We start from the raw sequence: 25805 nt of genomic DNA on the forward strand, positions 1-25805 counted from the left end.
GCCTGCGTACAGGGCGGGCGGGGGAGGTGTGCTCCCCCTCGTGTTTATTGGGCCTTTTCCAGGTCGACAACGGGCTTTTGCCGGGCCCGGCGGCTCTCCTGATACCAGTGCAAGGCAATCAGCAGCAGCGTCGGGATGCCCATCACCGCGGTAATGATAAAGAAGTTGTGATAACCGAACTTCTCGACCATGACCCCCGAGTAACCGCCCATCAAGCGCGGTAGCAGCAGCATGATCGAGCTGAGCAGGGCGTACTGGGTGGCGGAGAATTTGAGGTTGGTCAGACTGGACAGGTAGGCGACGAATGCTGAGGTGGCGAGGCCGGAGCTGAAGTTGTCGAGGGAAATGGTGACAATCAGCATCTGCAGGTTCGGGCCCATATCGGCCAGCAACATGAACAGCAGGTTGGTGCCTGCCGATGCTGCACCACCGATCAACAGAATTGGCAAAATGCCGAAACGCACGATCAACAAGCCGCCCATGCCCGCACCGACAAGGGTCATGATCAGGCCGAAAATCTTGCTGACACCTGCAATCTGATCCTTGGTAAAACCCTGGTCGATATAGAACACGTTGGCCATTACGCCCATGACCGTGTCCGACATGCGGTAGGTGGCAATCAACCCCAGCAGTAGCAGGGCTTGCCAGCGATACCGAACGATAAAGTCATTAACCGGGGTCAGAACCGGAGCCAGGCCGCGTCGTCCGATGGATGAAAGGCACAACACGGTGAGCAGGGTGTACAGGATGGCGCGTAGAAACGCCCGGTCTTCCAGTATCAGGTTTAGCGGGCTGACCCCTTCAAACAACACGCCAGCAAAATCGGTGTTGTAGAGCTGGGTGAACATGGCCGGGACAGATACCAGCAGTACGATCAGTACAAAAACTGACGCCAGCTGATGGCCAAAGCTGTAGCGCCCGGCCGACAGCTGGGTGCGCAACGGTACCGGCGGTTCGCGCATAAACAGGGTGGTGAGCAGTGCGGGGACCATCAGCAGGCCGAACAGCACGTAGGTGCCGGTCCAGGCCGAATGTTTGTAGTTGAAGCCCGTCGAACCGAAGCCTTCGGCAAAGAACAGGGCGCCCGCCGTGGCCAGCAGGGCCGCTACGCGATAACCGGACATGTAACTGGCGGCGAGCGCGGCCTGCCGGTTGTCTTCGGCGATTTCCAGGCGATAGGCATCGACGGCAATGTCCTGGGTCGCCGAAGCGAAAGACACTACAACCGCAATGGCAATCAGCCAGGACAGATGTTTTTGCGGGTCACAAAAGCCCATGCCGATCAGGCCCAGGATAACCAGTGACTGTGACAGCACCAGCCATGAGCGACGCCGGCCAAGTTTGCCGAGTAATGGCAGGCGCCATTGGTCCAGCAGCGGCGACCACACCCATTTGAAGGCGTATGCCAGCCCGATCAGGCTGGCATAGCCAATGGTTTCGCGGGCCACACCGGCTTCGCGCAACCAGACGGAAAGGGTTGAAAACACCAGCATGTACGGCAAGCCGGCGGCAAAACCGAGCAGCAACAGCACTAGGGTCGAGGGGCTGGAATACGCAGCTAGCGCTTCGCGCCAGGTTTTACGGGGCATGGACTGGAGTCTGCCTCTGGTTGCGGAAACAAAGGGCGCACTCTAACCGCAGTGCTCTATCTGGCGCCAGCCATGGCGTCGCATATCCACGCGATTATTCATGATGCTCAAGCCTTCTGCCCGCAAACGCGCGCGCTGTTCATCACCAGACGGGCTACCTGCAGGCAGACTGATACGACCACCGGCGGCGAGCACCCGGTGCCACGGCAGGCGTGTATCGTCGGGGAGCTGGCTGAGCGTTCGCCCAACCCAGCGCGCTGCGCGACCCAGACCCGCCGCTTCGGCGAGTTGCCCGTAAGTAACCACGTAACCTGCAGGCACCATCATCAAGGTTGAATACAGCGCCGTGCGCCGAATCTCGGCGGGAGTTTGAAGAATGTCTGGCAGTGTATTCAAGGGACACTTCTGGTCAAGATGGGGGTTGTTACAGAACTATAGAATGAACTCCGGCACAATGAGTCGGTCTTTCTTCCTCAAGGGCGTATCCATCCGGATAATGCCGGCATTCTTCCGTTTTTCTGAGTTTCGCATCCGCTTATGTTGTCCAGAACCCTGTTATGCCTTGTTGTCATGTGCCTTGCTGCGCCCGTGTTTGCCGATACGGTGTGGTTGAAAAACGGCGACCGCCTGAGCGGCAAGATCAAAGTCTTTGATGGCGGTAAATTACTGATTCAGACCGAGTATGCGGGGGCCGTGCCCATTGACTGGAAGCAGGTCAAGACCCTGGAAAGTGATCAGGAATTGCTGGTCAAGCAGGATGCCTGGACCGGTGAAAAGGCCAAGTCATTGCAGGCGGCCGAAGACGGCAGCGTAACCCTGGTCAACGGTGAAGCACCGAAAACCGTAGCTCTGGCCAGTATCCAGCAACTCATCAAGCCCAAACCGCTGGTCGAAGACATGGTCTGGAAAGGCAATGTCGATGTGGCGATGGACTACAAACGGGCGGACAAGGATACCGACGACTACGATCTCGATTTCAAGACCACTGCCCGCCACGGCGCCTGGCGTCATCACGCAGAGGGTGAGTACAACCGCGAGTTTCAGAACGATGTGGTAACCACGGATAACTGGACTGCTGAGTACGCGCTGGATTACTTCATCAGCGACAAGTGGTACTGGCAAGGTCGTTTGACCTATAACCGCGACCGGGTGGAAGACATTTCCCGTCAGCGAACAGTCGGTACCGGCCCCGGCTACCAGTTCTGGGATGACGAATTGGGCGCATTCTCGCTGGGCTCACTGCTCAATCGCACTGATTACGAATACTCTGACGGTAAGAAAGACAACTTCTACTCGCTGGCCATGAAGTGGGATTACAACCGTTACCTGATGGGCAAAACAGTCTCGTTTTTCACCAATGGTGAATTGGGCAAGTCGCTGGAAGGGGAGTCGGACTACAGTCTCGATTCCGAAATCGGCTTGCGTTACAAGGTCACGGAATGGGCATCGCTGAATCTAAAGGCCGAGAAAGACCTGATTGGCAGCTCGAGTGGCTCTGATAACGCCCTCAACAAGACCCGCTATACCGTAGGGTTTGGCGTGGTCTGGTAGTAAAACCGTACGGCATGACTTGAGAGGGCGGGCTTGGATCTTGTGGGGAATCAGAAAACACCCGTTTGAATTCCAAGGATGTTGAAATTCACCAATGCCTGCCTCATTAGAGGCAGGGCTCTCCCTCAAAAACTAAGGTTCTGACCTGATATCTAGATGCAACCATCGACTTAAGGTATCAGTTGTAGGTCAGGGTAAATGTTGCCGTGCTGTTTGCCACGCCACCACTTACGCTTGCGCCGGTCTGATAATACCGGGCCGTCAGTGGGATTGAGTAGTTGCCGTCGTTCGTGACGGTCCCTACGGTAATATTAGTCGCCAGCTTTACAGGCGTACTGTTGTGAAGTAATTGTAAACCTATGCCCTTGGCCATGGTCCCGGAAGGGGTGGAGTTCAGCGCCAATACACCCTCGACGGCAGACGCATGGGGGCTGCCGTCCAGTTTGACCTGTACACGAGTGTTTGCATCGCAATTTAGCTCTATGGCGAATGGTGTTTCGGCGGCGACGCTACCGGGCCCAGTAAAAGTGCTCATCGGTATTCCATCGCCCATCGGAACGTTGATGGAAGCGCTGGTGACGGAGCAGGCAACGGGAACAATAGTATTAACGCCCACTAATGTGATGTTGGCGGTATAGAAGTTTCCAACAATGGACGCTCTGGCAATTCTTCCGGTGGTAAGAGTTCCTGCTCCTACGGCACCCGCCTTTGTTTTGATAAGTCTTACACGCATACCGCGGGGGATTGAAATATAATTGTTGGCGCCTAGGGGTTCGTCGTACGGTACGATGTAAGTGTTTGATTCATTATTTGTACTTATCCCGACCCCGTCAATATTGGTGTTGTATATTCGGTTTGCCAGGGGGCTCAGGACAGTAAATATTTCATTTGTCCAGCGGTATGTCCAACTCGTGTTGCACCCGAAAAAGGGATAGGAACTATGATATGGGCCGGTGCTTATTGTCGCCAATACGGTGCCAGCAGGACTGTCCCGCTGAACAATGATAGAACCAAAATTGATATCTTTTCTTATTTCTGAAGTGGCCCCGTTATAGAAAGAACAACTGGCTGTGGCGATGTTCGAAAAGGCAAGAATGAACAATCCGAAAGTAGCGTGACCTCTATGTTTTACGATAAGGTCACTGGCTTTATATTTGGCAAGAGTCATGGTTTTCCGCCTATTGACAGATGCTTGAAAGGGAGCTGATGGCGGGGGTGGCGTTTTGCTCTACAAGCAGCTCAGGCAAGATGAAGTGTGACGTGCATTGCTGGCCAGATTTATCCCCCCATTTTACATGCAGTGCTCCGGACTGCGGCACACCGCTGAGGTATACCTCGCCCTCCAGGCCGACAACGCCCTCATTATTAGAATGAGTTGAGTTCTCCAGCAGTGTCGCGGTAGCGCCAAAAGGTACGGGCTTGCCGCCGTGACTCAAAGAAATCAATACACGCTTGCCAACACGAGTCTTAAAGTCTGCCAATACAAGCGCACCTTTGGTAGGAATCACCGTTTTGGTATTGATCTCAATATCAACGTCGTCAGTGAGTGTTGCGGTGTCAAGCGCTACCCGGTTTTTTCGGTATGTACTGAGATAGGGCACGACAGCATAACCACGCGAGTCGGTTTTTACACCGGTAGTATTCTTTACTTTGGCACCGGCTGCGTCAGGTGCCCGAACCAAGGCCATGGTTTCACCATGTTGTTGTGAAAGCGTGACACCATAAGGGTGGGCTACAATACCGCCTTGCAAGTTGTAATTGACTTGCTGTGATCGGGTGTCGTAGTTATAACCAATCCTGGCTTCTCCATAAGTGCCTTTGTAGTTTGCGTTGGCATTACCGCTACTGCCGACACCTTGGTTTGCGTACCGCTGTTGAATACTGTAGCTCAGGTTGTTGTCTGCCAGTGCGGTGCCGCTCAGGCCTACGTCATGAGCGCTGCTGCCTTGCTTGCTGGCGTTGAAATTGTAACTGGCCCAACTGTTAGGGAGTGTCTTGCCCAAAGGGAACTGAACTTTGAAGGAAAGTTGCTGATCTTTGTTGTTGCGTCCAGTATCAAGCGGTGTCTGGGTGAAAGTATACGCCAAGCCGTAGTTGATGCTGCGGTAACTGAGGTCATAACCTGCCGTCAGGCTGCGTTCATATTTGTTTTGACGCCAGAAGCTTTGCTGGTATCCATTAAGATAGAAGTTTCCTTTGTCTCCAAAAGATTGGTTGATGCTGAGCTGCGTCTTGCTGCGTTTAGTACTGGTTCCGCGCCAATTATTGAAGTTGTCGGGGTCAATTTCGTTGGCTTCCTGAAAGTCGTAGTAGCCGCTGGTGGAGTAGCGATATCCGGCCAACGTAAAGGTAGTGTCAGTGGTGTTAATGGTTTTTGAATAGAGGAAGCGGTAAGACTGCCCTTGATGGCTGGACCCGTTGCGTAGTTTGGCGTGTGCCTGTGTAGCATCCACAGATACCGCCCCCCAACCTTCCAGCGTATGGCCAATACCAACAGTCGTTGCATTATATTTTCCAGATGCCAGTAAGCCACCATAGAGGGTGTAGTCATAGGGCAGTCCGTAAATCAGCGTGCTTTGCATAAAACTTGGTTTGCTGGCTGCGCTGGCGTTGGAACGATATTGTCCTGCAGTCACTGAATACTTCAGGCGCCCTTCACGTAGCATTACAGGTACCGCAGAAAATGATTGAGTTGAAAGGCGTACGGTGCCATCACTTTCGGTGATTGCAATTTCCAAGTCACCACTGGAGGACGTGGGATACAAGTCAGTGATTGTGAACGCACCCGCCGAGACATAGGTTTGATAAATAATGTAGCCATTTTGTCGCACGGTGACCTGGGCATTACTCTGGGCAATGCCTCGAACAACGGGTGCAAACCCTTTCAGACTGTCAGGGTACATGTTGTCGTCCGAATTTAATTGAATACCGCGGTATAGCACACTGTTGAAAACGTCACTGGGCGTTGAGCTGTCACCCAACGTCAGTTGCCCCTTTAGTGACTGAATATCCTTTTGCGCATAAGTGTCGAGGTTCTGCCAGTTGTTATTTCCGTTACGTGAATTATACGTAGAATAATTACGCAGCCTCCACGCGCCCAAGTTCAGGCCACTGCGTAAATTTAAATAATAGCTGTCGTTTGTCTTTGAGCGATTATTGCTATTATTATTGAGCGTGTTGGAGCCGCTGAAACTATAGTTCAACAGTGCAGCCGAAAGGCCTTGATCCCATAGCTGAGGATCCACGTAGCCATGAGCCTGGCTTGTGAGTGCGGCTTGGGGGATGCTGATATCCAGCCGCTGCAGTTTGAAATCGAACCGGCTGCTGGCATAGGGGATGTAGTCTGACAATGTACTGATTGCGCTTGTTGAGGGCAGTTGCTGCAAGGCCGGGAAAGCTTCCAGCTTGACCCCCATCTCCTGGAGTTGAGGTGAGGTCAGTTCGGGTTGAAGTGTTCCAGCGATACTCACAAAGTTTACGTCTCGATGGGCTACCCGATTATCATTTAGATATATATCGACACTGTATAGACCTGGTAGTTGCCCGCCCTGGTTGGCGAAGTACTCTAGGTCGATGGGCTTTTGTCCAGGATCACCCATTTCCAGAGCGTGGGGGTTGAAGTATTCCTGCGCAAAAGCTGAAGAGGGCTGGAAGGCGAGTTCTAATGTTGCGGGTATGCTGATCAATAAAGTCAGGTGAGTGCAGTGCAAGAGTGGCGCACGCTGGCGCACCTGGAATTTAAGGGCCTGGTAGAAAGGGGCTTTTTGCATGCGAACGACCTCGATACGACTGCAGTGAAACTCAGTCGCTATCGCTTGGCTGTGTGAAGTTTAGGGTGGCCTGGACAATAAAGTATGCAAAGTACCTGGCTACTGCAGTGCGGCACTTGCGGTGGGGGAAACTCCGCCATAATCGTTGATGGCTTGCCAGCTGACAGGTCCGGTCGCGTCGGGAGGAATCTCCCAGCTGAGCGTTTTTTGTGGGGCAACCATACCGGCATTTTGTATTTCTTTATCTCCCACGCGGACGTGAAAAAAAGAAACATGATACGGCGTTGGATTGTTAACTTTTAGCTGCCTGCCCTGGCGAGTAAAGGTCAATGCCTTGTAAGCTTCGGTCGCATCACCAGGGAGACCAGTAGGACGATAAAAAACCTTGATTCGACTTTTGACCGAAATTTGTAACTGGTTGGAATCGCTTTTCTCCGAGGCTGATATTGTTTTTACATTCACCCAGAATGCCGACTCTTTATCGGCGGGTAACTGCCCTCCCGTATGAATGATGCGCAGGGTGTTTTCTTGGTCTGCGTCAAGGCGAAAGAGGGGCGGCGTTATGATAAAGGGGGCTTTATTGCTGTCGTGCAGGTTTTCTACCCAGGACTGAATCAGATAAGGCTCTGATGTTCCAGTATTGCTTACCGAGAAGGAAGAGTCTTTTCTTGCGGTGTCATAAATAACTCGAGTGCCTCCTATTACCACTCCCGCCGAAGCAGTATGAATCAGGCTGGCGAGAGTTAGAGTAATACAGATGGACGTGAGCCATTGCATTGTGTGGTTTTCCTCAAGGTGCCTACCCCTTGCAAGGGGTAGGCACAGGTTGTCAGTACGCATTGAAATTACTCAATGCACGGCGAGTGGGGGCTAGTTGTAGTTGATAGTGAAGTCTGTGCTGCCGTTAGCCGGACCTGAAGTGACCGCCTTGGTAGCCATGTACTTGGCATAAAAAGTAAAGGTAGTGTCACTGGTGGTGGACAGCGTGCTGCTGGTGGAGCTTGTGCCGATCGGAATTTGTGTTGAGGCATCTTTTTCATACAGTGCGATGCCTACACCGGTCGCGACACCTGGCTCAGTCGTAAGTTTCAGGATGCTTGAGTTGTCACTGTCTGTGGGGCCGTCGAACTTTACGGTGGCCGTGCTGACGGTAGAAGGGCAACTGGTCAATACGATATCGAATTTAGTGGGTGACGAAGTAACACCGGCGGTGCTCAAGCTGCTCGTGGTGACAGAATTAAGTGGGACTGTCTGAGTGCCAGTCGCTGGCGTCACTGTGCATGCCGCGCTGAGAATAGTGCCCGTAAAGTTGATTGTCCCGTCCGCAGCATTAGCGATGCTTGCAATAGAGGAACCTGTCAGCAGTGTAAGAGCGATGATTTTAATTCGCATGCAGTTATTTCTCATGTCGTTTAGTTAAGTGTGTGGATAGTGCAATATATGAGGTGTTCCTGTTTTGCTGTTAAATTCTGTTACTCTTGTTGGGTGGAGGTTATGTCGCCTTGAATTCCTGGTTGACATCACAGTTTCTCTTTTAAGAGATACTGTGCGGTAGCTGCTTGGGTGTGTATGTTCGTTGTTTGGCTTTTAAATGCTATATGGGCATTTGCTATTGTTCTTGTAAGAGTTTTCTGAGAGGTTGCTGTGGCTAGACTATATAGCCGCTCACAGCAAAACCCCGGCATGAATGCCTGATATAACGGTCATGCCTGCGATGCCAGAGAAAAATAAGACCAATACCTGCATCGGCTACTGTATCAATCAGGTTTGCTCGAATATTCCCGGGATCAAGCCGCAGTAAAATTCCGCCTCAATCCAACAAGTGCGGGCTCGGGTATTGCGGGGCTATGAACTGCGCCTGGAGAGCGGTGGTGATAGGTGGGCAGCGCTAGTCACCCCCACCTTGAACATCGATTTAGCAAGCGTTGGGATTATCGGAGCAACGTTCAGGTCGAGCGAGAGCGTCGAGTGAAAGACCCGGTCGGCAAGGTGTTTGTTATCCGATTTTGATGTGTCGAAAGCCTGTGAATTGGCTTTCTTGGCGGTTTACCGCTTAGTCCGGCATCTCACAGCTTTGCGCTGACGCACTCCGAACGAGGTGAACGGTGAGGCCTGGATTGGGGGTCCAGGCCGTTTCATGATTGAGTCCAAGCCTATCTTTGCGGGAGATGATGCCTAGATCCGCAACCCGCCATCCAGTTCCAGAATGCGCCCAGTGTAGTAGTCGTTTTCAAAAATGTACGCTGCCGAATGAGCGATTTCTTCAACCTTGCCCATGCGCTTGAGCGGAATGCCCGAGGTCATTTTTTCGAGGGCTTCGGGTTTCATGCCCAGGGTCATTTCGGTTTCGATAAAGCCCGGTGCAATCCCGGCTACTCGAATGCCGTAACGCGACAGTTCCCTGGCCCAGGTCACGGTGGCAGCAGCAACCCCGGCCTTGGCCGCCGAGTAGTTGGTCTGGCCGACATTGCCGGCACGGGAGATCGACGAGATATTGATGATCGCGCCCTCGCTGTTGAGCTCGATCATTTTCGCCGCTACCTCACGGGTGCACAGGAAAACTCCGGTCAGGTTGACATCAATTACCGCTTGCCATTGCGCCAGGCTCATCTTGGTCATAACGCCATCCTTGACCTTGAGCAGCAGGCCGTCACGCAAAATGCCGGCGTTGTTGACCAGGCCGTTGATCGCACCAAAATCTTCTGCAATTTGGCCAACGGTTTGCGTAACCTGTTCTTCGTCAGCGACGTTGCACAGGTAGGCTCGGGCCTCGACGCCGTGCGCCTGGCAGGCTGCCACCGCCAGTTCGAGTTTTTCCGGGTTGAGGTCGACCAGTGCCAGTTTGGCGCCCTTGGCAGCCAGGTACTCGGCCATGGCGCGACCCAGCCCCTGGCAGCCGCCAGTGATAATGATTACTTTGTCTTTAAGTTGCATGAGTGCCCTGATCTCGACCGTTATCTACGGATTTTTATTAAGGAGTCATAAGTTGAGCGTTGAAGCTGCCAAGCATGCCCGAGAATTACTGCTCAAGGAATACCGTGGCGCCCTGGCTACCCAGTCCAAGGCCATGCCGGGATTTCCCTTCGGCTCCGTGGTGCCTTATTGCCTGGATGAGCTGGGGAGGCCACTGATCCTGATCAGCCGCATCGCCCAGCACACCCACAACCTGCGCAAGGATCCCAAGTGTTCACTGATGGTGGGGGAGCGGGGCGCTGAAGAGGTGCAGGCTGTTGGCCGTCTTACCGTGCTGGCTGAGGCCGTGCAATTGAGCGATCCCGCAGCCATTGAAGCCGCAGCCGAGCGTTACTACCGCTACTTTCCCGAGGCGAAGGGCTATGACACTGCCCATGATTTCGATTTCTGGGTGCTCAACCCGGTTCGTCATCGCTACATAGGCGGTTTTGGTGCCATCCACTGGCTGGACCAGGTCACGCTGGCAAACCCTTTCGCCGGGCAGGTCGAGGTGCGGATGGTCGAGCATATGAACAGCGATCACGCCAATGCCATTGAACACTACGTCAAACTGACCGGCCTGCCGCAAACAGCGCCAGCTATGCTGGTGGGCATCGACAGCGAAGGCATGCACCTGCGCATCGGCGAAGGCGTGCACTGGTTGGCTTTTCCGGAGCCTTGCAACACTTCGACACAGGTGCGCGAAGCCTTGGTTTTGCTGGCCCGTGCCAGTGAGTGGCCGAAAAAACAGATGGTCTGACCTTGAATTTGCACAGGCGCGCCGTCATCTAGTCTTGGTTGGAAGATATTCTTCCGGAGAGGAATCATTTGATGCGCGCTTTTCTATTGCTCTTTCTGTTGTTTCCAGTGCTAGAGCTGTACGTCTTTTTCAAGGTCAGCACCGCCATAGGGTTTTTCCCCGCGTTGCTGCTGATCATTGCCGGCTCCATGCTGGGTGTTCTGGTCGTTCGCGTCGCAGGCTTGGCCACGGCGCTCAAAGCGCGCGAAAGCCTGAATCGCGGCGAGCTGCCTGCTCAGCAAATGCTTGAAGGCCTGATGCTGGCGCTGGGTGGTGGACTGTTGGTTCTGCCTGGTTTTATCAGCGATGCGGCCGGTCTGTTGTTGCTGTTCCCGCCAGTTCGCCGGTTTCTGGTCAACCGCCTGCGCAAGCGTGCTGAAGAACAGGCCATCCGCCAGCGTGCGTTTGCCGAAGACTTCGAAGCCGCACGACCACGTGCCCATCAGCCTTTGGGGCGTGAGCCCAATGTGATCGAAGGCGAGTTCGAGCATCGCGATAAATAAGGCTTTGGCGTTATCAACACGGCACCTTGGGTGCCGTGTCTGTTTCAAGTGGCACGCCAGGTTAAAAATTTCGTGGGCGTGCCCTTGTAATAAGTGGATGCGCCCTTATGTAACGGACACCGCAGGGTTTTACTGGCAACAGCAAAATCCCAACCGCGAATCGCACCCGGCATTTCCGGACTTGTAAACCCAGCCGGTATTGACACCGGCCGATGAACACCTCAATTAGGAGAGATCGACAATGAAGCTTCGTCCTCTGCATGACCGCGTCGTAATCCGTCGCAGCGAAGAAGAAAAGAAAACCGCTGGTGGTATCGTTCTGCCGGGTTCTGCTGCTGAAAAAGCTAACAGCGGTGAAGTGATCGCCGTTGGTACGGGTCGCGTTCTGGACAACGGTGAAGTGCGTGCACTGGCCGTTAAAGTGGGTGACAAGGTTGTGTTCGGCCCTTACTCCGGCAGCAACACTGTAAAAGTCGACGGCGAAGACCTGTTGGTTATGGCTGAGAACGAGATTCTCGCTGTAATTGAAGGCTGATTTCCCGCTCCTTTTCCCGTTACTACAAAGTATTTAAGGAAGAACGAACATGGCTGCTAAAGAAGTTAAATTCGGCGACTCCGCCCGCAAAAAAATGTTGGCTGGTGTAAACGTCCTGGCTGACGCAGTAAAAGCGACCCTGGGCCCTAAAGGCCGTAACGTGATCATCGAGAAGAGCTTCGGCGCTCCGACCATCACCAAGGACGGCGTGTCCGTTGCAAAAGAAATCGAGCTGAAAGACCGCTTCGAAAACATGGGCGCGCAGCTGGTTAAAGACGTTGCCTCCCGTGCCAACGATGACGCTGGTGACGGTACTACCACTGCAACCGTTCTGGCTCAGTCGATCGTCAACGAAGGCCTGAAAGCCGTCGCTGCCGGCATGAACCCGATGGACCTGAAGCGCGGTATCGACAAAGCGACCATCGCTATCGTCAAAGAACTGCGTCAACTGGCCAAGCCATGCGCTGACGGCAAGGCAATTGCCCAGGTTGGTACCATTTCTGCCAACTCCGACAGCTCCATCGGCGAAATCATTGCCGAAGCCATGGAAAAAGTCGGTAAAGAAGGCGTGATCACCGTTGAAGAAGGCTCGGGCCTGGAAAACGAACTGTCTGTTGTTGAAGGCATGCAGTTCGACCGTGGCTACCTGTCCCCTTACTTCGTGAACAAGCCAGACACCATGGTGGCTGAGCTGGACGGCCCGCTGATCCTGTTGGTTGACAAAAAGATCTCCAACATCCGCGAAATGCTGCCAGTTCTGGAAGCCGTTGCAAAAGCCGGCCGTCCACTGCTGATCGTGGCTGAAGACGTTGAAGGCGAAGCCCTGGCGACTCTGGTTGTGAACAACATGCGCGGTATCGTTAAAGTCGCTGCTGTCAAAGCACCAGGCTTCGGTGACCGTCGTAAAGCAATGCTGCAGGACATCGCTGTTCTGACTGGCGGTACCGTAATCTCCGAAGAGATCGGCCTGAGCCTGGAAAGCACTACTCTGGAGCACCTGGGTAACGCCAAGCGCGTGATCCTGTCCAAAGAAAACACCACCATCATCGATGGTGCTGGCAACGATGCGGACATCCAGGCACGTGTTACCCAGATCCGTGCTCAAGTGGCTGATACCACTTCGGACTACGACCGTGAAAAACTGCAAGAGCGTCTGGCCAAGCTGTCTGGCGGCGTTGCAGTGATCAAGGTTGGCGCTGGTTCCGAAGTAGAAATGAAAGAGAAGAAAGCCCGCGTTGAAGACGCCCTGCACGCTACTCGTGCAGCCGTTGAAGAAGGCGTGGTACCTGGCGGTGGCGTGGCACTGGTTCGCGCTCTGCAAGCCATCTCCGAACTGAAAGGCGACAACGCTGATCAGAACGTGGGTATTGCTCTGCTGCGTCGTGCTGTTGAAGCACCTCTGCGCCAGATCGTTGCCAACTCCGGTGATGAGCCAAGCGTAGTTGTCGACAAAGTGAAGCAGGGTTCGGGTAACTACGGTTACAACGCAGCCACTGGTGAATACGGCGACATGATCGAAATGGGTATCCTTGACCCGGCTAAAGTGACTCGTTCGGCTCTGCAAGCGGCTTCGTCGATTGCCAGCCTGATGATCACCACTGAGGCGATGATCGCTGAGATCCAGGAAGACAAACCAGCTGGCGGCATGCCAGACATGGGCGGCATGGGTGGTATGGGCGGCATGATGTAAGCCAGCCTTACCCCGCTACGCAAAAGCCCCGCCTGAGTAATCAGGCGGGGCTTTTTTGTAGGTCTGTTAAAAGCCCCTCTCCCAGAGGGAGAGGGGCTTGACCGAGCCGATGCAGGATTCAACTCAATGCATTCAGGCTGTAGAGGGGCTGGGGTTTGCCCCAATCAGCCCCCTCTCCCTATGGGAGAGGGTTGGGGTGAGGGTCGTGGGTCAATTAGCGTTCTGAAACCTGCACATGTCCCTTTTGCGCCGGCTTCCAGCCCAGCAACTGCTGCTTGAAGCCATGACTGGCACCCTGGTAGTAGGCTATTGCCCGCTCAATCAGCGGATCAGTCGCCGCTACCCGCGATTCAATACTGGTGCTCAGCGCATCATCATGGCGGCGCAGCCCCTGACGCGGGCTGAGAATGGCCAGGTCTTTGCCGTCAAACAAGCCCAGGTGCTGGTAGTTGCCCACGACCACGCGCGGCGGCAGCGGGTTGTCCTGCAACAGGTTGCGGCCAAAGAAGGTCGACTGGTAATCCAGGTTCAGCAAGCCGAGCAAGGTGGGCGCCAGGTCGATCTGGCTGGCCAGTTGCGAGTTTTCACGGGCGTCGATCAACTTGGGCGCATAGATAAACAGCGGGATCTGATAGTTGGTGATCGGCAAGTCTTCCTTGCCGGCACTGCCCGCCGTGTGGTCGGCAACGAAGACGAAAATCGTATTGTCGAACCACGGCTTTTTGCGCGCATCGTTGAGGAATTGGCCGATGGCGTAGTCGGTGTATTTCACTGCGCCGTCGCGGCCGTTACCCGATTTGATGTCGATCCGGCCCTCAGGGTAGGTGTAAGGACGGTGGTTGGAGGTGGTCATCAGTTGCAACAAAAACGGTTTTTGTTGCGCGTAATTGGCATCGGCCAGTTTCAGGGTTTCGCGGTACAAGTCTTCGTCAGCCATGCCCCACGCATTTTTGAAGTGGATATCGGCCTCATTAACGCTGCTTTGGTCGACCACGCGGTAGCCGTTACCGCTGAAGAAGGCGTTCATATTGTCGAAGTAACCGCGCCCGCCATAGACGAACACGCTGTCATAGCCCACGCCATTGAGCTGCTGGCCCAGGCTCGCAAAGCCGCTTTCACGGCCGATACGCTTGACGATTGAACGCCCGGGCGTCGGCGGAATGGCCAGGGTAATGGCTTCCAGGCCCCGGTCGGTACGCGTGCCGGTGGCATAAAAGTTGTTGAAGTACAGGCTCTCTTTACGCAGCTGATCCAGATTCGGCGTCAGGTTGCGGCCATCACCGTTGCTGCCCAGGTACTTGGCACTGAGGCTTTCGATGGTCACCAGTACGATATTGGGCTGGCGCACAGCACCCGGGTTATCGATGTTGCGGCGGATATCCAGTGGGTCCTGGCCCACAAAGGTGGCGTTGGGCTCGGTCAGTTCGGCGCGCAACTGTTTGGCCACTACATCGGTGGGCAGGCTGGCGTAAAACTGCTGGTAGTCCAGCTCGTTGTTACGGAATGCGGCGAAGAACTGGTAAGGGCCATTGCTCGCCAGTTCATGCTGGTAGGCGTTGCCGCCCTGACCGCGCGGGCTGTCCTGGTCGAGCAGTTGCAGGCTCAGGCCCGCTACCAGCAGCAGGCCTGCAAAGGTGGCGATACGTCCACCCAGTGTCGGTAGCTCGGCATTCATGGCCGCATTGAACGGTTTACGCACTATCAGGCTCAATACAATGGCAGCCAGGGCGATGGCGCTGAGCAGGATGCCGATTGGATAGGATTCCAGTACGTTATTCAGCACTTCATCGGAGTAGACCAGGTAGTCCACGGCGATAAAGTTGAAACGCACGCCGAACTCATCCCAGAACAGCCACTCGGCCACGCCAGTAAAAAGCATGGCAAACAAGCTGACCGTCAGCAGGCCCTGCAGGAACCACTGGTGGCCGCGGCGACGCCACAGGGCTGGTGGGCATAACAGCAGATAGCCCCCCAGCGGCACGGCGGCATAGGCTAGAAAGCCAAGGTCGTAGAGCAAACCAATGCCAAACACGGGCAGCCAGTTGTTGCCGGCCTCTCCCAGGTGTGTAACTAGCAGAACGCCTCGGGTGATTAGAAAGGTCGCCAGCCAACAGCCAGTCAACAGCAGGAGATAGCGCATAGGCGCGGTGTGCAGCAGACGCATTAGTTGTTTTTCCTTAAACGCGGGGGTGCGAAAGTGTGCCGGCGCCACTGTATTGAGTTTGTGAACCGACAGTAAAAAAAATGTCATTTATGTGAGAGTCGTAACTAAATTGTCTGAGCGCCCTGTGGTGCTGGCCCTGCGGGGTTCTTGGCCTTAAGCTGCGCGGGCCAAGACGGCCGTAACTGTGAACGGAGAGAGTGCCCATGCGAATTCTATTGGTTGAAGACAACCGCGATATCCTCGCCAACCTTGCCGACTACCTGGGTCTCAAGGGCTATACCGTTGACTGTGCGCAAGATGGTTTGTCGGGCCTGCACCTGGCGGCCACCGAGCATTACGACCTGATTGTGCTCGATATCATGTTGCCCGGCATCGACGGCTACACCCTGTGCAAGCGCCTGCGTGAAGATGCCCGTCGCGATACCCCGGTGATCATGCTGACCGCCCGCGACCAGTTGGATGACCGCCTGCAAGGCTTCAAGTCAGGTGCCGATGACTATTTGCTAAAACCCTTTGCCCTGTCCGAGCTGGCTGCCCGCATCGAGGCGGTTTTGCGTCGTGCCCAGGGCGGCGGGCGACGCGAACTGCAGGTCGGCGAGTTGCGTTACGACCTCGATACCCTGGAAGTGACACGCGAAGGCCGTCTGCTCAAGCTCAATCCGGTGGGCTTGAAATTGCTGGCGGTACTTATGCAGAAAAGCCCCCATGTATTGCGCCGCGAAGTGCTGGAAGAAGCCTTGTGGGGCGATGATTGCCCGGACAGCGACAGCCTGCGCAGCCACGTCCACCAATTGCGTCAGGTCATCGACAAGCCGTTCGACAAGCCTCTGTTGCACACCGTACATGGCGTGGGCTATCGCCTCGCCGAGGTTCGTGATGGAGTTTAGGCAAAGTCTTTCCCAGCGGATCATCATCGCTTTTGCATTGATGAGCGCGCTGGTGGCAGGGACATTCGCTGTGGGCATTATTGCCACCGTGCACCTGGTCGAAGAAAAACTCATATCGGCAGGGCTGGGCGGGGATTTGCAGCGCCTGTTGCTGATGGACAACGGCGCGGAGTGGAACCATCGCCCCAAGCCGAGCCAGCTGTTTTATTTCAGTGGCGGGCGTGGCGACTTTGCCCTGCCCAAGGACCTGCGTCATCTGGATCCGGGCTTTCATGAAGTGTTCCGTGACCAGTTGTCGTATCACGCGATGGTAGAAGTGGTCGATGGCCGGCGTTATGTCCTGCTGCAAGACCAGAGCGATTTTGAAGAGCGCGAGCGCGTGTTGTTTGCTGTGGTCGCCGTCGGTTTTGTCCTGGCGCTGGCGCTGGCGGTGTTCCTGGGTTGGACCCTGGCGCGGCGGGTGATGGCTCCGGTTATCCGTCTGGCACGCCAGGTCCGCCATCGCGATCAGTTACTGGGGCTGGCGCCGCCGTTGGCCCCGGATTATGCGGCCGATGAAGTGGGCGAGCTGGCAGTGGCGTTCGATGCCACGCTGGGTCGGTTGCGCGACACCCTGACCCGCGAGCGTTTGTTCACCAGTGATGTCAGTCACGAGCTGCGTACTCCGCTGATGGTGCTGGCCAGTTCCTGCGAGCTGTTGCTGGAAAGCCCGTCGCTGGATCAGCGCAGTCGTTCACAGGTCGAGCGTATTTCCCGTGCCTGTGAGGAAATGCGCGAACTGGTGCAAACCTTCCTCATGCTGGCCCGTGCCCAGCATGAGGATGCCAACATGTCGCCTACGGTGACCTTGACTACCGTGGCCGAAGGCCTGATCAGCCTGTGGCGCGAGCCGATTGAAGCTAAGGGTCTTGAGCTGATCTACGACCCCGGCAATCCGCTGGATACCCGTTATAACGCCACTTTCCTGCATGCAGTCATGGGCAACTTGTTGCGCAATGCCTTGCACTACACCGACAGCGGGTTTATCCGGCTGACCCTGGAACCCAGCGGTTTTGTGGTGGAAGACAGCGGCGTGGGCATCCCTGAAGAAAAGCGCCAGGCGATGTTTCAGCCCTTTGTGCGCGGCAGCGAAAAACGCGGTGAAGGCCTGGGGCTTGGCCTGTCACTGGTGCAGCGCATCTGCGATAGCCAGGGCTGGCGGGTCACACTGACCACCATGGAGCCAAATGGCTGCCGTTTTCGTGTCGAGCTTGGTCCGGCCGAGGTTTGAAGTCTTTTCTGCGGCCTGCGTTCTGCAGGCCGCACACCCCGAAAGTCTGGGCGTAAGTGGCCCTGCGCCAGTACTTTCAACCTGTAAAACCTTGAAATGTTTGTATGAATGGTCTGACAGAATTTTCACCTGTCCATGACCTGATGCACACGTCCCGCTGATTAAGGTAGTGCTCATTAGCTTCTGGAGCACTTGCATGAACTCGATCATCAAACTCAAATTTTCTGAAAAGTACGACCAGCATCACGCTACGCAATACCTGATCAAGCATCAGGACGGCCTGGCCCGACGTTTGTCGCACAAGCGCGATGAACAATTGGCGCGTCGCGCTTTGCAGCTGGCAGGCGAACCTCAGGTCGTTCTCGATTTGCCTTGTGGCGCGGGCCGTTTCTGGCCGTTGCTGGCACAAATGCCAAGCCGCGAGATCATCGGTGCCGATAACTCGGCGTCCATGCTGGAGGTGGCATCTTTGGCCCAACCCGCCGACGTAGTGAAACGGGTACGGCGCTTGCAGATGTCAGCTTTTGAAATAGATTTGCCTGACAACTCGGTTGACAGTGTTTTTTGCATGCGCTTGTTGCACCACATTGGCGATGCAAGCCACCGGATGGCTCTATTACGGGAGCTTCATCGCGTTAGCCGGGAAAGTGTGATTATCTCGTTGTGGGTAGATGGCAATTTTAAGGCCTGGAAACGCAAGCGTCTTGAGCGTCAACGCGCTGCAGAGGCAGATCAATACGGTTACCAAAATCGTTTTGTGTTACCTGCTGCTACAGTGGAGGCGGAATTCAAAAAGGCAGGTTTCACCGTTCAGGACCATTTGGACTTTATTCCGCTCTATGCGATGTGGCGGGTTTACGTATTACGAAAGAGATAACTCATGACCGTTGATTTTGTACAGCAATCCCCCTCTGCGACTGAAGACCCATTCGAGTTTTACTGGAATCAGCAAGGCGAATGGGTTGAAGAGCCCAATCAGCGTCGTGGTGGCGAGAGTGGTGTACAACGGATTCATGATGTTGAAGGGCGCTTGCTCTACGCCAAACGACAGGTGGGGCATACCTACCGTAGCTGGCGTTACCCGCTGGGTCGCCCGACGGTGTTGCGTGAACAGGATGCGTTGCTGGCCTTGAGCGCTTTGTCGGTTGGTGTGCCGGAGCTGGTGTACTGCGGAGCGCAACAAGCAACAGACAAGCAATGGCGTGCATTGCTGGTGACCGTGGGCCTGGAAGGCTTTGTTGAAATCGATAACTGGTACGCCGCCGGTGAGCGCGAGCGCTGCGGTGAAGCGGTACATGACCGAGTGCTTGAAGCGATAGGCCATACCTTGGCTCGTATGCACCTGGGCCGTTGGCAGCACGGCTGCCTGTACGCCAAACATGTCTTTGTACGGGTGACGGGGCAGGGCGAGGGAGCCGAGGTTGACGTGGCTTTGCTGGACCTGGAAAAAAGTCGGCAACGCCTGACGGCCCAAAAAGCCGCTTCCCACGATCTTAAACAACTGCGGCGCCATTCGTCGTGGAGTGCTACAGAGTGGGACAGACTGATCTACTTTTATAAAACAGTGTTTGGCAGCGCTATCAAAGGTTTACGGTGATGAAGCGAGAAATAGCACGAAGTTTGTTTCTGCTGGGTGCCCTGGTCATTGCTGGCGTGGCGTTTGCCGCTTGGGAACAGCCTGTGACTCGAGTGTTGAGCGGGGCCCAAATAGGGGCTCATTGTCCGTTGCCGCGCGTGGTCAAAGCTGCGGTAGCAACCCGGCCCGACCACGACCTGTTGCTGTTTATGTTTGGAATGAGCCAGGGGCTGAAGAAGTAGTAGCCAAGTCCCTGTAGCAGTTGACGAGCCGTGCGAGGCTACGTCCGGCTGCGCAGCAGTCGTAAAGCCATCCAGCGTTGGTGTATCTGATACACCGTGATCTTTGGGTTTACGACTGCTGCGCAGCCGGACGCAGCCTCTTTCCTTAGGCAGCGACTACAAGTGTTTCTGCAGCTCTACATGATATGCAAATGGTTGTCCCAAAGCCCCGAGGGTAAATCCAATGGCTTGGCTATCAGCTCGCTCTGACGGCAATCGTAGAAACGGCAACGGCCCTGGCCGGACGTAACCACAAAGCCATCCTCCACTGCACCCACCCCAGCACAATCCGGTAATGGCGCATCCAGGCGCAGCACGCCACTGTCCAGGTCCCAGATAAAGAACCGATTGCCCCGCGGAGCCGTCAGCGCAACCAGACGCAACTCACTGTGAACCGCGACACTGGCGGTGTAATGGCCCATGGCGCGCAGTTGCTGCTCGGCCATCGGGAAGGGTTCAAATGGCTGGCCGGGACGCTTGATGGCCAACAGTTCCGACAACTCATGGGCATCCCCCATAAATTGCTGGCAAGCGACGATGGTGCCGTCACTGGCAATGCCCAAATGGCGCACACTGTTCATCTGCTGGCTCAGGGTTTCCTGGCTGATCAGGCTGCCATCACGGTGCATCAGCACCAGGCTGGGTTCCATCGCGTTCAGGTTCATTTCGACCCGGCTTTCGGCTTCGGTACGAATACCGCCGTTGGCCACCACCAGTGTTTCACCGTCAGGCATCCACGACACCTGATGCGGGCCGACGCCGTGGGTGGGAATTTCACCGCTGTGGATCAGGCGCTCGCCTTCAAAGCGATAAACCCCAAGCAAGCCACGGCCCGGATCAGTGGTGTCGTTTTCAGTGGTGTACAGCCACTCGCCGTCTTTATGGATGACCGCGTGCCCATAAAAATGCCTGTTGGGTCGGGACGTCAGGGTTTGCAGCAACTCCCCGTCTGTCAGGCTGATCAGGTAGCTTTCGGTACCGGGGCGCCGTGCCACGAACAGGGCAATGGGCAGTGTCGGATGGTTAATGATGTCATGGCAGCGCTGGCCGACCCGGGTGCTGAACACCTGAGTGCCATCCAGACGATAACCAACAGCCAGGTGATTGCCGTCTGCATCGTCGCGGGCACTCAGCAGCAACGGGCTTTGGCCTTTCTGTTTAAACAGTGACCAACCGCCCAGCGTGATTGCACTGAGCAATAAGCCACCAAGCTTGAGTGCTTGCCTGCGCATCATCGAACCTTCCTTTATCAATCGCCGTCGTTGGCGTTAAAGCCCAGCTGGATGCCCAGGGCCTTGGCCAGTTCGCCTTCGTGCAGGCGGTGAACCACGTTGAGGCTGTCGTAGATGGCGTTGAGCTGGGCGCGCCCGGCATCGTCAGCCAGCAACTCGTTGAGGGTGCGCTGGTTGTCATTGAACAGCTTGAGCGAGGTGGCGTAGGCCGCGTCGATCTTGTCAGCCAACGGCTTTTGTTCAGCGGGTAGCAGGCTGCGCAGGCCCTTGTTGTCGACACCGGCCCAAACGGTCTGGGCTGCGGCCAGGCTGGCGGCCAGGCTTTTGAGTGACGACTCGCTGCGCCATGCATCAGCCTGGAACGGTTGCGGGATGCCTTTGCTCTGGCGGCCCATTGGCGTGCCGAGTTTTTTCTTCAGGGTATCGAGTGCGGTGACCTGCACGCGCAGCACGTCAGCGATGGCTTCGTGGGAGTCGGCGTAGCGCTGGTTGGGGAACTTGCTCATTTGCGCGAGCATGCCGTCCGTGCTGTTCCAGCTGGCCAGAATCTCTTCGGCCAGTTGCTTCTGACGTTCGCCGATGGCAGTCAGCAGCGGGCAGTAACGGGCTTTTTGCGCATCGTCGGCCAGGTTGATATTGCTGTCGAACAGAATGTATTCGTAGGCAGACAGGCCTTGCACCACAACGCTGGACTTGGCCAGGGCCGCGGCATCGATCTGCGGCTGAGCGATCACCAGTTGTTCGACCTGACGGCCGACCAGGTTCTTTTTGTCCGGCCAGAACTGTACCTGCCACGAACGATTACCCTCGGCCAGCGGCCCGATCAGCAAAGGTTGCAGCTCGGCCCAGGCTTTTTGCGCATGCAGGAAGTCGGCGCGGGCCGTTTCCAGGGTTTCCTTGCCCTGGCAGTAGGCCAGTGCGCTGACGGCCAACTGGCGGTCAGCTTCAACCCAGCGGCTGTAGGTAGGCAGGATCACTTGTTTGGCGATGGCTGCCGAGGTGACGGCTTGCGGGTCTTGTGGCGAGCAGGCCGCCAGGGCGATGGCGGCAAGGCTGGTGAACAACAGCTTGGGTCGAAACATGTCGGGGTCCCCGATCTTGTAAAGCGTTAAAGAGAGTTCAGGAACGCCAGCAACGCGGCGCGTTGCTCGGCATTAAAGCGTAACACCTGCTGCCTGGCCGGTTCGGCCTCGCCGCCATGCCAGAGCACGGCTTCCAGCAGGTTGCGGGCACGACCATCGTGCAAAAACTGGGTGTGGCCACTTACCGCCTGGGTCAAGCCGATTCCCCACAACGGCGGCGTACGCCAGTCCTGGCCGCTGGCGGCGAATTCGCTGCGGTTATCGGCAAGGCCCGGGCCCATGTCGTGCAGCAGCAAGTCGCTGTAGGGGTGGATGACCTGATTGGCCAGCTCGGGCTCGGCGGCGTTGGCCGATGTGGTGAACGTTGGCGTATGACATGAGTTGCAGCCGGCCTGGTAGAACAGGTTTTTCCCGGCCAGCACCTGGGGTGCGCCGACATCACGGCGGGCGGGTACGGCCAGGTTGCGAGTGTAGAACTCCACCAGGCGCAGAATGTTGTCGCTGACCTCGGGTTCGCCATCGGGGCCATTGCCGTTGGGCGCCTCGAGGCAGGCAGTTTGGGCCTTGGTGCAGTCATCGAAGGGTCTCAGGGAGGTCGTGAGCCCCATATCACCAGAAAAAGCGTGAACATTTTGTTGATTGAGGTTCGGTTGCCCGGCTTTCCAGCCAAAACGACCCAACACTGTCTTTTGTTGCGCGTCATCCCACACCCAGTTCGGGCGCCCGGCAATACCCTCACGTTTGTCGGCATTGGCCAGAATGGCTTCGTTGGGAATGGCCTCGAGCAGCCCCAGGCCGATCATCGGGGGTGCAATGCGGGCCGACATGCGGGTGTCGGGATGCATCGGGCCATAACCCAGCTGGGTAATCTGCAGGGTGGGCTTGCGCAGTTCGACTTCAGTGCCGTCCTTGAAACGCACGGTGACCGGCTCGTAATCGACCCGAACCTTGCCTTCGGGAGCTACACCGGGCACGGCCATATCCTGCAACTGGCCACCATAGACCGGCTCGGGCACGATGCCTGCCTGCTCGATCAGCGTGGCGTAAGCAGGGTCGTTGGGGATCGACAGGCGCACCAGCATCGACACCGAGTTCTTGGCGCCCGGAGCGGGAGGGTGGCCGCGACCATCCTTGATGTGGCAGTTCTGGCAGCCGTTGGTGTTGAACAACGGGCCCAGGCCATCACGGGCGGTTGTGGTGGACGGGGCTATGACCCAGGGGCTGCGAAAGAAGCTGTTGCCGACGCTGAAATCCAGGCGCCGGGTGGGCGACAAGTTGGCCGAGGGCATGGAAAACGAGTTCTGATCGGTTTTGCGCACCGTAGTAGCCCCGCCTGAGCGGGCTTCGCCGGGCTCGGGTTTGGTAAAGCGCGGGGCATTATCACAACCGCCAAGGCACAGGGCCATGAGCAGCAGAGACAGGCGAAGAGGCAACGAAGGCATCAAACGTCCAGATCAGCGAGCAAAATCGAGGGCGCAAAGTTTAGCAGGGAAGGGGAATTGAAATAAGAGGGATTAGCGTTTGCTGTGACTTGGGGCAGACAAATGACCCTGTAGAAACTCTGTTGCCGATCAAGCCCGCCTGTTGTTCGTAAATCCCTCATCCAAACCGGCCGCTCGACCGCCTCGGCAGCTTTTGATCTGCTTTGGATCTTCTTTTGATCTGCTTTGAATCTGCTTTTGATTTTGATCTACCTGCCCCATCGGGAGGCCGAGAGGAGGTTCTGCGCAGTGGGTCGACCGGCATGGATGCCGGGAGAGCCGCGATGGGCCAAGGATGGCCCGTGGCGGCGTGCCCACGGAGCGGGGCCGGAGCGAGGGAACCTGAGCGCAGCGAAGGCCGTACGCCAGGGGCAAGGCCTTTTTGGTTCCTTTTGTGGCTGTTTGACAAAAGGGACTCGCCGTAAGGGCGAAACCATAATTTCAGTTAGACGCAAATGCCGGATATGTACGCGGTGCACCGATTAAACGAAGATGCCGGATATGTACGCGGTACACCCGTTAAAACCACCGAGTACATATCCATTCGATGTGTCACGGCTCTCTACGGGTTCCGCCCTTACGGCGGCTCACTTTTGTCAAACAGCCACAAAAGTAAGCAAAAAGGCCTTGCCCTACCATACGGCCGCCTCGCCAAGGCTCGCCGGTGCCCTCACTCCGGCACTGTTATGGGGGCACGCCGCGACGGGCCATCCATGGCCCATCGCGGCTGGCGCGGCGTCCTGCCGCGCCACCCCCATAACAGCACCTGCGTTCGGCCTTCTGTGAGGGGCATTCACGTCGCTTGGCTAATCGAGTGGCCACAGCAAAAGCAAAGGCAAAGGCAAAACCTTGTCGTAGCGAGCAGGCTCGATGTTGAAGTTCTCTTGCTCGCGCCGAAGCGGCCTACAAAAAAGGCGACCCGAAGGTCGCCTTATTGTTCATTCACTCAAACGTTGCAGATCAGAAATCGTGATCGGCGTTGTCCGGGTTCAGGTCGCTGATGCCCAGCTTGCCAGCGGCTTGCTCGATGGCACCGGTCTGCTTGACCAGGGCAGCGATGGCATCACGCACAACCTGGTTGCCCGCAGCGTTGTCAGCTGCGATCAACTGGTCGTAGTGCTCGCCCTTGTTGGCGCGGTCAACCATGACCTGGATCTTGGCTTCGGTGTCGGCCAGATCGGATTTGAGCGTGGCGTCGGTAGCCGGGTCAATGACCACCACCAGCGACGACAGGCTTGGGCCGGTCATTTTTGTGCCGTCAGCACGCACGTACTCACCCAGATACACGTTGCGAATGCCCTTGGCATCGTAGAAGTGCGAGTTGTGGGTGTTGTCGCTGAAGCAGTCCTGCTCGTCTTCAGGGGAGTTGGCTTCCAGGGACACTTTCATCCGCTCGCCGGCCAGTTCACCCAGCGACAGGCTGCCCATGCCGAACAGCATTTTGCGCAGGCCGTTTTGTACCGGCTCGGCTTCCAGCGTGGCGCGGTAGTTGTCAGCCAAGTTTGGTGCCCAGTTGCCGACCATTTCGTTGAGGTCGTTGACCAGCAGTTGGGTCACGGCTTTCAGATAGGCGCGACGACGATCGTTATGACCACCGGTGGCGCCTTCGCCTTCCAGGTAGTCCGAAGCAGGACGGTTGCCTGCACCCGGGCCCGTACCGTTGAGGTCCTGGCCCCACAGCAGGAATTCGATGGCGTGGTAGCCGGTGGCTACGTTGGCTTCGGAGCCACCCAGCTCGTTGAGGCTGGCCAGGGTTTCCGGGGTGATTTCGGTTACGTCGACCTTGTCTTCACCAATCTGGATCTGGGGGTTGGCGATGATGTTGGCGTTGGCACCCGGGTTGCCCAGTGCGCCGGCGTAGTTGGCGTCAACGTAGTCGATCAGGCCTTCGTCCAGGGGCCAGGCATTCACCTGGCCTTCCCAGTCATCGATGATGGTGTTACCGAAGCGGAACACTTCGCTCTGCAGGTAAGGCACGCGAGCTTCAACCCAGGCGGCACGGGCAGCTTTGAGGGTCTCGTCGTTGGGCTTGGCCAGGAATGCATCGATGGCGGTTTGCAGTTTCTTGGCAGTGCTTTCGGCATCGCTGTACACGGCGTGAACCATGTCGGCGTAATGGGCAACGACGGCCTTGGCGGCAGCTTCGTCGACTTTTGCCGCCGTGATGTCAGTGGCAGGCGTCGCGGTACTGGTGGCGGCTGCTGGCGTAGGGGTTGCTGCGGTTTTTTCCTTGTCCTTGTCGCCACAGCCGGCGAGTGAGATAGCAATGGCCAGCAGACTGGCGGTAGCCAGAGGCATACGAATCATGGCGAAAATCCTGCTTCGAGAGGTGGGACAAGCGTGCGGCTGCACGCGAAACTGCCACATGATGCGAAAGATATGCATTTTCTGTAAAGGGCTACTGTTGGAAATATTTCTTATTTACTTCAGCTCTGCCCCGGGT

22 protein-coding genes are annotated in these 25805 nt (G+C 56.2%); 10 read left to right on the forward strand and 12 right to left on the reverse strand.

The genetic code is table 11. The features are described from left to right. Window positions 1-44 precede the first annotated feature (44 nt). Window positions 45-1589 (reverse strand): AmpG family muropeptide MFS transporter, encoded by a 1545-nt coding sequence (locus tag FHL07_RS05000; protein WP_095003348.1) that lies wholly within the window; start codon window positions 1587-1589, stop codon window positions 45-47. Between the two features lie 42 nt (window positions 1590-1631). Further along, on the reverse strand, window positions 1632-1985 hold the full coding sequence (locus FHL07_RS05005; RefSeq protein WP_095003349.1) for an MGMT family protein: 354 nt from the start codon (window positions 1983-1985) through the stop codon (window positions 1632-1634). A gap of 141 nt (window positions 1986-2126) precedes the next feature. Between FHL07_RS05005 and FHL07_RS05010 the strand changes: the two genes are divergently transcribed. Next, window positions 2127-3140 (forward strand): DUF481 domain-containing protein, encoded by a 1014-nt coding sequence (locus tag FHL07_RS05010; RefSeq protein WP_095003350.1) that lies wholly within the window; start codon window positions 2127-2129, stop codon window positions 3138-3140. Window positions 3141-3318: 178 nt separating this feature from the next. Here FHL07_RS05010 and FHL07_RS05015 read toward each other — a convergent pair whose 3' ends face one another. The 5 genes from FHL07_RS05015 to FHL07_RS05035 form a co-directional block, all read right to left on the reverse strand. Next, window positions 3319-4308 (reverse strand): fimbrial protein, encoded by a 990-nt coding sequence (locus FHL07_RS05015; RefSeq protein WP_095019393.1) that lies wholly within the window; start codon window positions 4306-4308, stop codon window positions 3319-3321. Window positions 4309-4318: 10 nt separating this feature from the next. Then, entirely contained in the window at window positions 4319-6910 is a 2592-nt protein-coding gene (locus FHL07_RS05020) for a fimbria/pilus outer membrane usher protein (protein WP_095025561.1), read from the reverse strand. A gap of 99 nt (window positions 6911-7009) precedes the next feature. Continuing rightward, entirely contained in the window at window positions 7010-7687 is a 678-nt protein-coding gene (locus FHL07_RS05025) for a fimbrial biogenesis chaperone (protein ID WP_138738165.1), read from the reverse strand. Between the two features lie 93 nt (window positions 7688-7780). Beyond that, a complete protein-coding gene (locus FHL07_RS05030; RefSeq protein ID WP_095019395.1) occupies window positions 7781-8302 on the reverse strand; it encodes a fimbrial protein in 522 nt (173 codons plus the stop codon). A gap of 783 nt (window positions 8303-9085) precedes the next feature. Beyond that, on the reverse strand, window positions 9086-9844 hold the full coding sequence (locus FHL07_RS05035; RefSeq protein ID WP_095019396.1) for an SDR family oxidoreductase: 759 nt from the start codon (window positions 9842-9844) through the stop codon (window positions 9086-9088). 52 nt (window positions 9845-9896) lie between these two features. Between FHL07_RS05035 and FHL07_RS05040 the strand changes: the two genes are divergently transcribed. The 4 genes from FHL07_RS05040 to groL all read left to right on the forward strand — a co-directional run bounded on the left by FHL07_RS05040 (window position 9897) and on the right by groL (window position 13389). Then, window positions 9897-10622, forward strand: coding sequence for a HugZ family pyridoxamine 5'-phosphate oxidase (locus tag FHL07_RS05040; protein ID WP_095020921.1), 726 nt, complete (start codon window positions 9897-9899; stop codon window positions 10620-10622). Window positions 10623-10693: 71 nt separating this feature from the next. Beyond that, window positions 10694-11164: an FxsA family protein gene (locus FHL07_RS05045; protein WP_095003356.1), complete on the forward strand. Its 471-nt coding sequence runs from the start codon at window positions 10694-10696 to the stop codon at window positions 11162-11164. Between the two features lie 241 nt (window positions 11165-11405). After that, on the forward strand, window positions 11406-11699 hold the full coding sequence (locus tag FHL07_RS05055; RefSeq protein WP_016779794.1) for a co-chaperone GroES: 294 nt from the start codon (window positions 11406-11408) through the stop codon (window positions 11697-11699). A gap of 49 nt (window positions 11700-11748) precedes the next feature. Next, window positions 11749-13389, forward strand: a complete 1641-nt coding sequence (gene groL / locus FHL07_RS05060) for a chaperonin GroEL (protein WP_016779795.1) — start codon at window positions 11749-11751, stop codon at window positions 13387-13389. Between the two features lie 214 nt (window positions 13390-13603). Here the strand turns inward: groL and FHL07_RS05065 are convergent, their stop codons facing one another. After that, window positions 13604-15553 (reverse strand): LTA synthase family protein, encoded by a 1950-nt coding sequence (locus FHL07_RS05065; RefSeq protein ID WP_095020922.1) that lies wholly within the window; start codon window positions 15551-15553, stop codon window positions 13604-13606. 203 nt (window positions 15554-15756) lie between these two features. Here FHL07_RS05065 and colR point away from each other — a divergent pair, with 203 nt between their 5' ends. The 5 genes from colR (at window position 15757) to FHL07_RS23780 (ending at window position 19528) form a co-directional block, all read left to right on the forward strand. Continuing rightward, window positions 15757-16440, forward strand: a complete 684-nt coding sequence (gene colR / locus FHL07_RS05070; protein ID WP_016779797.1) for a two-component system response regulator ColR — start codon at window positions 15757-15759, stop codon at window positions 16438-16440. Then, entirely contained in the window at window positions 16430-17710 is a 1281-nt protein-coding gene (locus tag FHL07_RS05075; RefSeq protein WP_095003358.1) for a sensor histidine kinase, read from the forward strand. Before colR ends, FHL07_RS05075 begins: the two co-directional genes overlap by 11 nt. A gap of 196 nt (window positions 17711-17906) precedes the next feature. Further along, window positions 17907-18587 (forward strand): class I SAM-dependent methyltransferase, encoded by a 681-nt coding sequence (locus FHL07_RS05080; protein WP_138738166.1) that lies wholly within the window; start codon window positions 17907-17909, stop codon window positions 18585-18587. Between the two features lie 3 nt (window positions 18588-18590). Next, window positions 18591-19307, forward strand: a complete 717-nt coding sequence (locus FHL07_RS05085; RefSeq protein WP_138738167.1) for a lipopolysaccharide kinase InaA family protein — start codon at window positions 18591-18593, stop codon at window positions 19305-19307. Continuing rightward, entirely contained in the window at window positions 19307-19528 is a 222-nt protein-coding gene (locus FHL07_RS23780; protein WP_095003361.1) for a hypothetical protein, read from the forward strand. The genes FHL07_RS05085 and FHL07_RS23780 overlap by 1 nt, the downstream gene beginning before the upstream one ends. 176 nt (window positions 19529-19704) lie before the next feature. Here the strand turns inward: FHL07_RS23780 and FHL07_RS05095 are convergent, their stop codons facing one another. From FHL07_RS05095 to FHL07_RS05115, 4 genes are all read right to left on the reverse strand, one after another. After that, window positions 19705-20802, reverse strand: a complete 1098-nt coding sequence (locus FHL07_RS05095) for a DUF1513 domain-containing protein (protein ID WP_138738168.1) — start codon at window positions 20800-20802, stop codon at window positions 19705-19707. A 14-nt stretch (window positions 20803-20816) separates the two neighbouring features. Beyond that, window positions 20817-21881 carry an imelysin family protein gene (locus FHL07_RS05100; protein WP_095003363.1) on the reverse strand — a complete coding sequence of 355 codons (1065 nt, stop codon included), beginning with the start codon at window positions 21879-21881 and terminating at the stop codon, window positions 20817-20819. A 26-nt stretch (window positions 21882-21907) separates the two neighbouring features. Next, window positions 21908-23323 (reverse strand): di-heme oxidoreductase family protein, encoded by a 1416-nt coding sequence (locus FHL07_RS05105; RefSeq protein WP_095019401.1) that lies wholly within the window; start codon window positions 23321-23323, stop codon window positions 21908-21910. A 999-nt stretch (window positions 23324-24322) separates the two neighbouring features. Further along, on the reverse strand, window positions 24323-25669 hold the full coding sequence (locus tag FHL07_RS05115; RefSeq protein WP_138738170.1) for an imelysin family protein: 1347 nt from the start codon (window positions 25667-25669) through the stop codon (window positions 24323-24325). Between the last annotated feature and the right edge of the window lie 136 nt (window positions 25670-25805).

It is taken from the genome of Pseudomonas sp. FSL W7-0098 (assembly GCF_005930585.1).
In the GTDB taxonomy this organism is placed as follows: domain Bacteria; phylum Pseudomonadota; class Gammaproteobacteria; order Pseudomonadales; family Pseudomonadaceae; genus Aquipseudomonas; species Aquipseudomonas bubulae.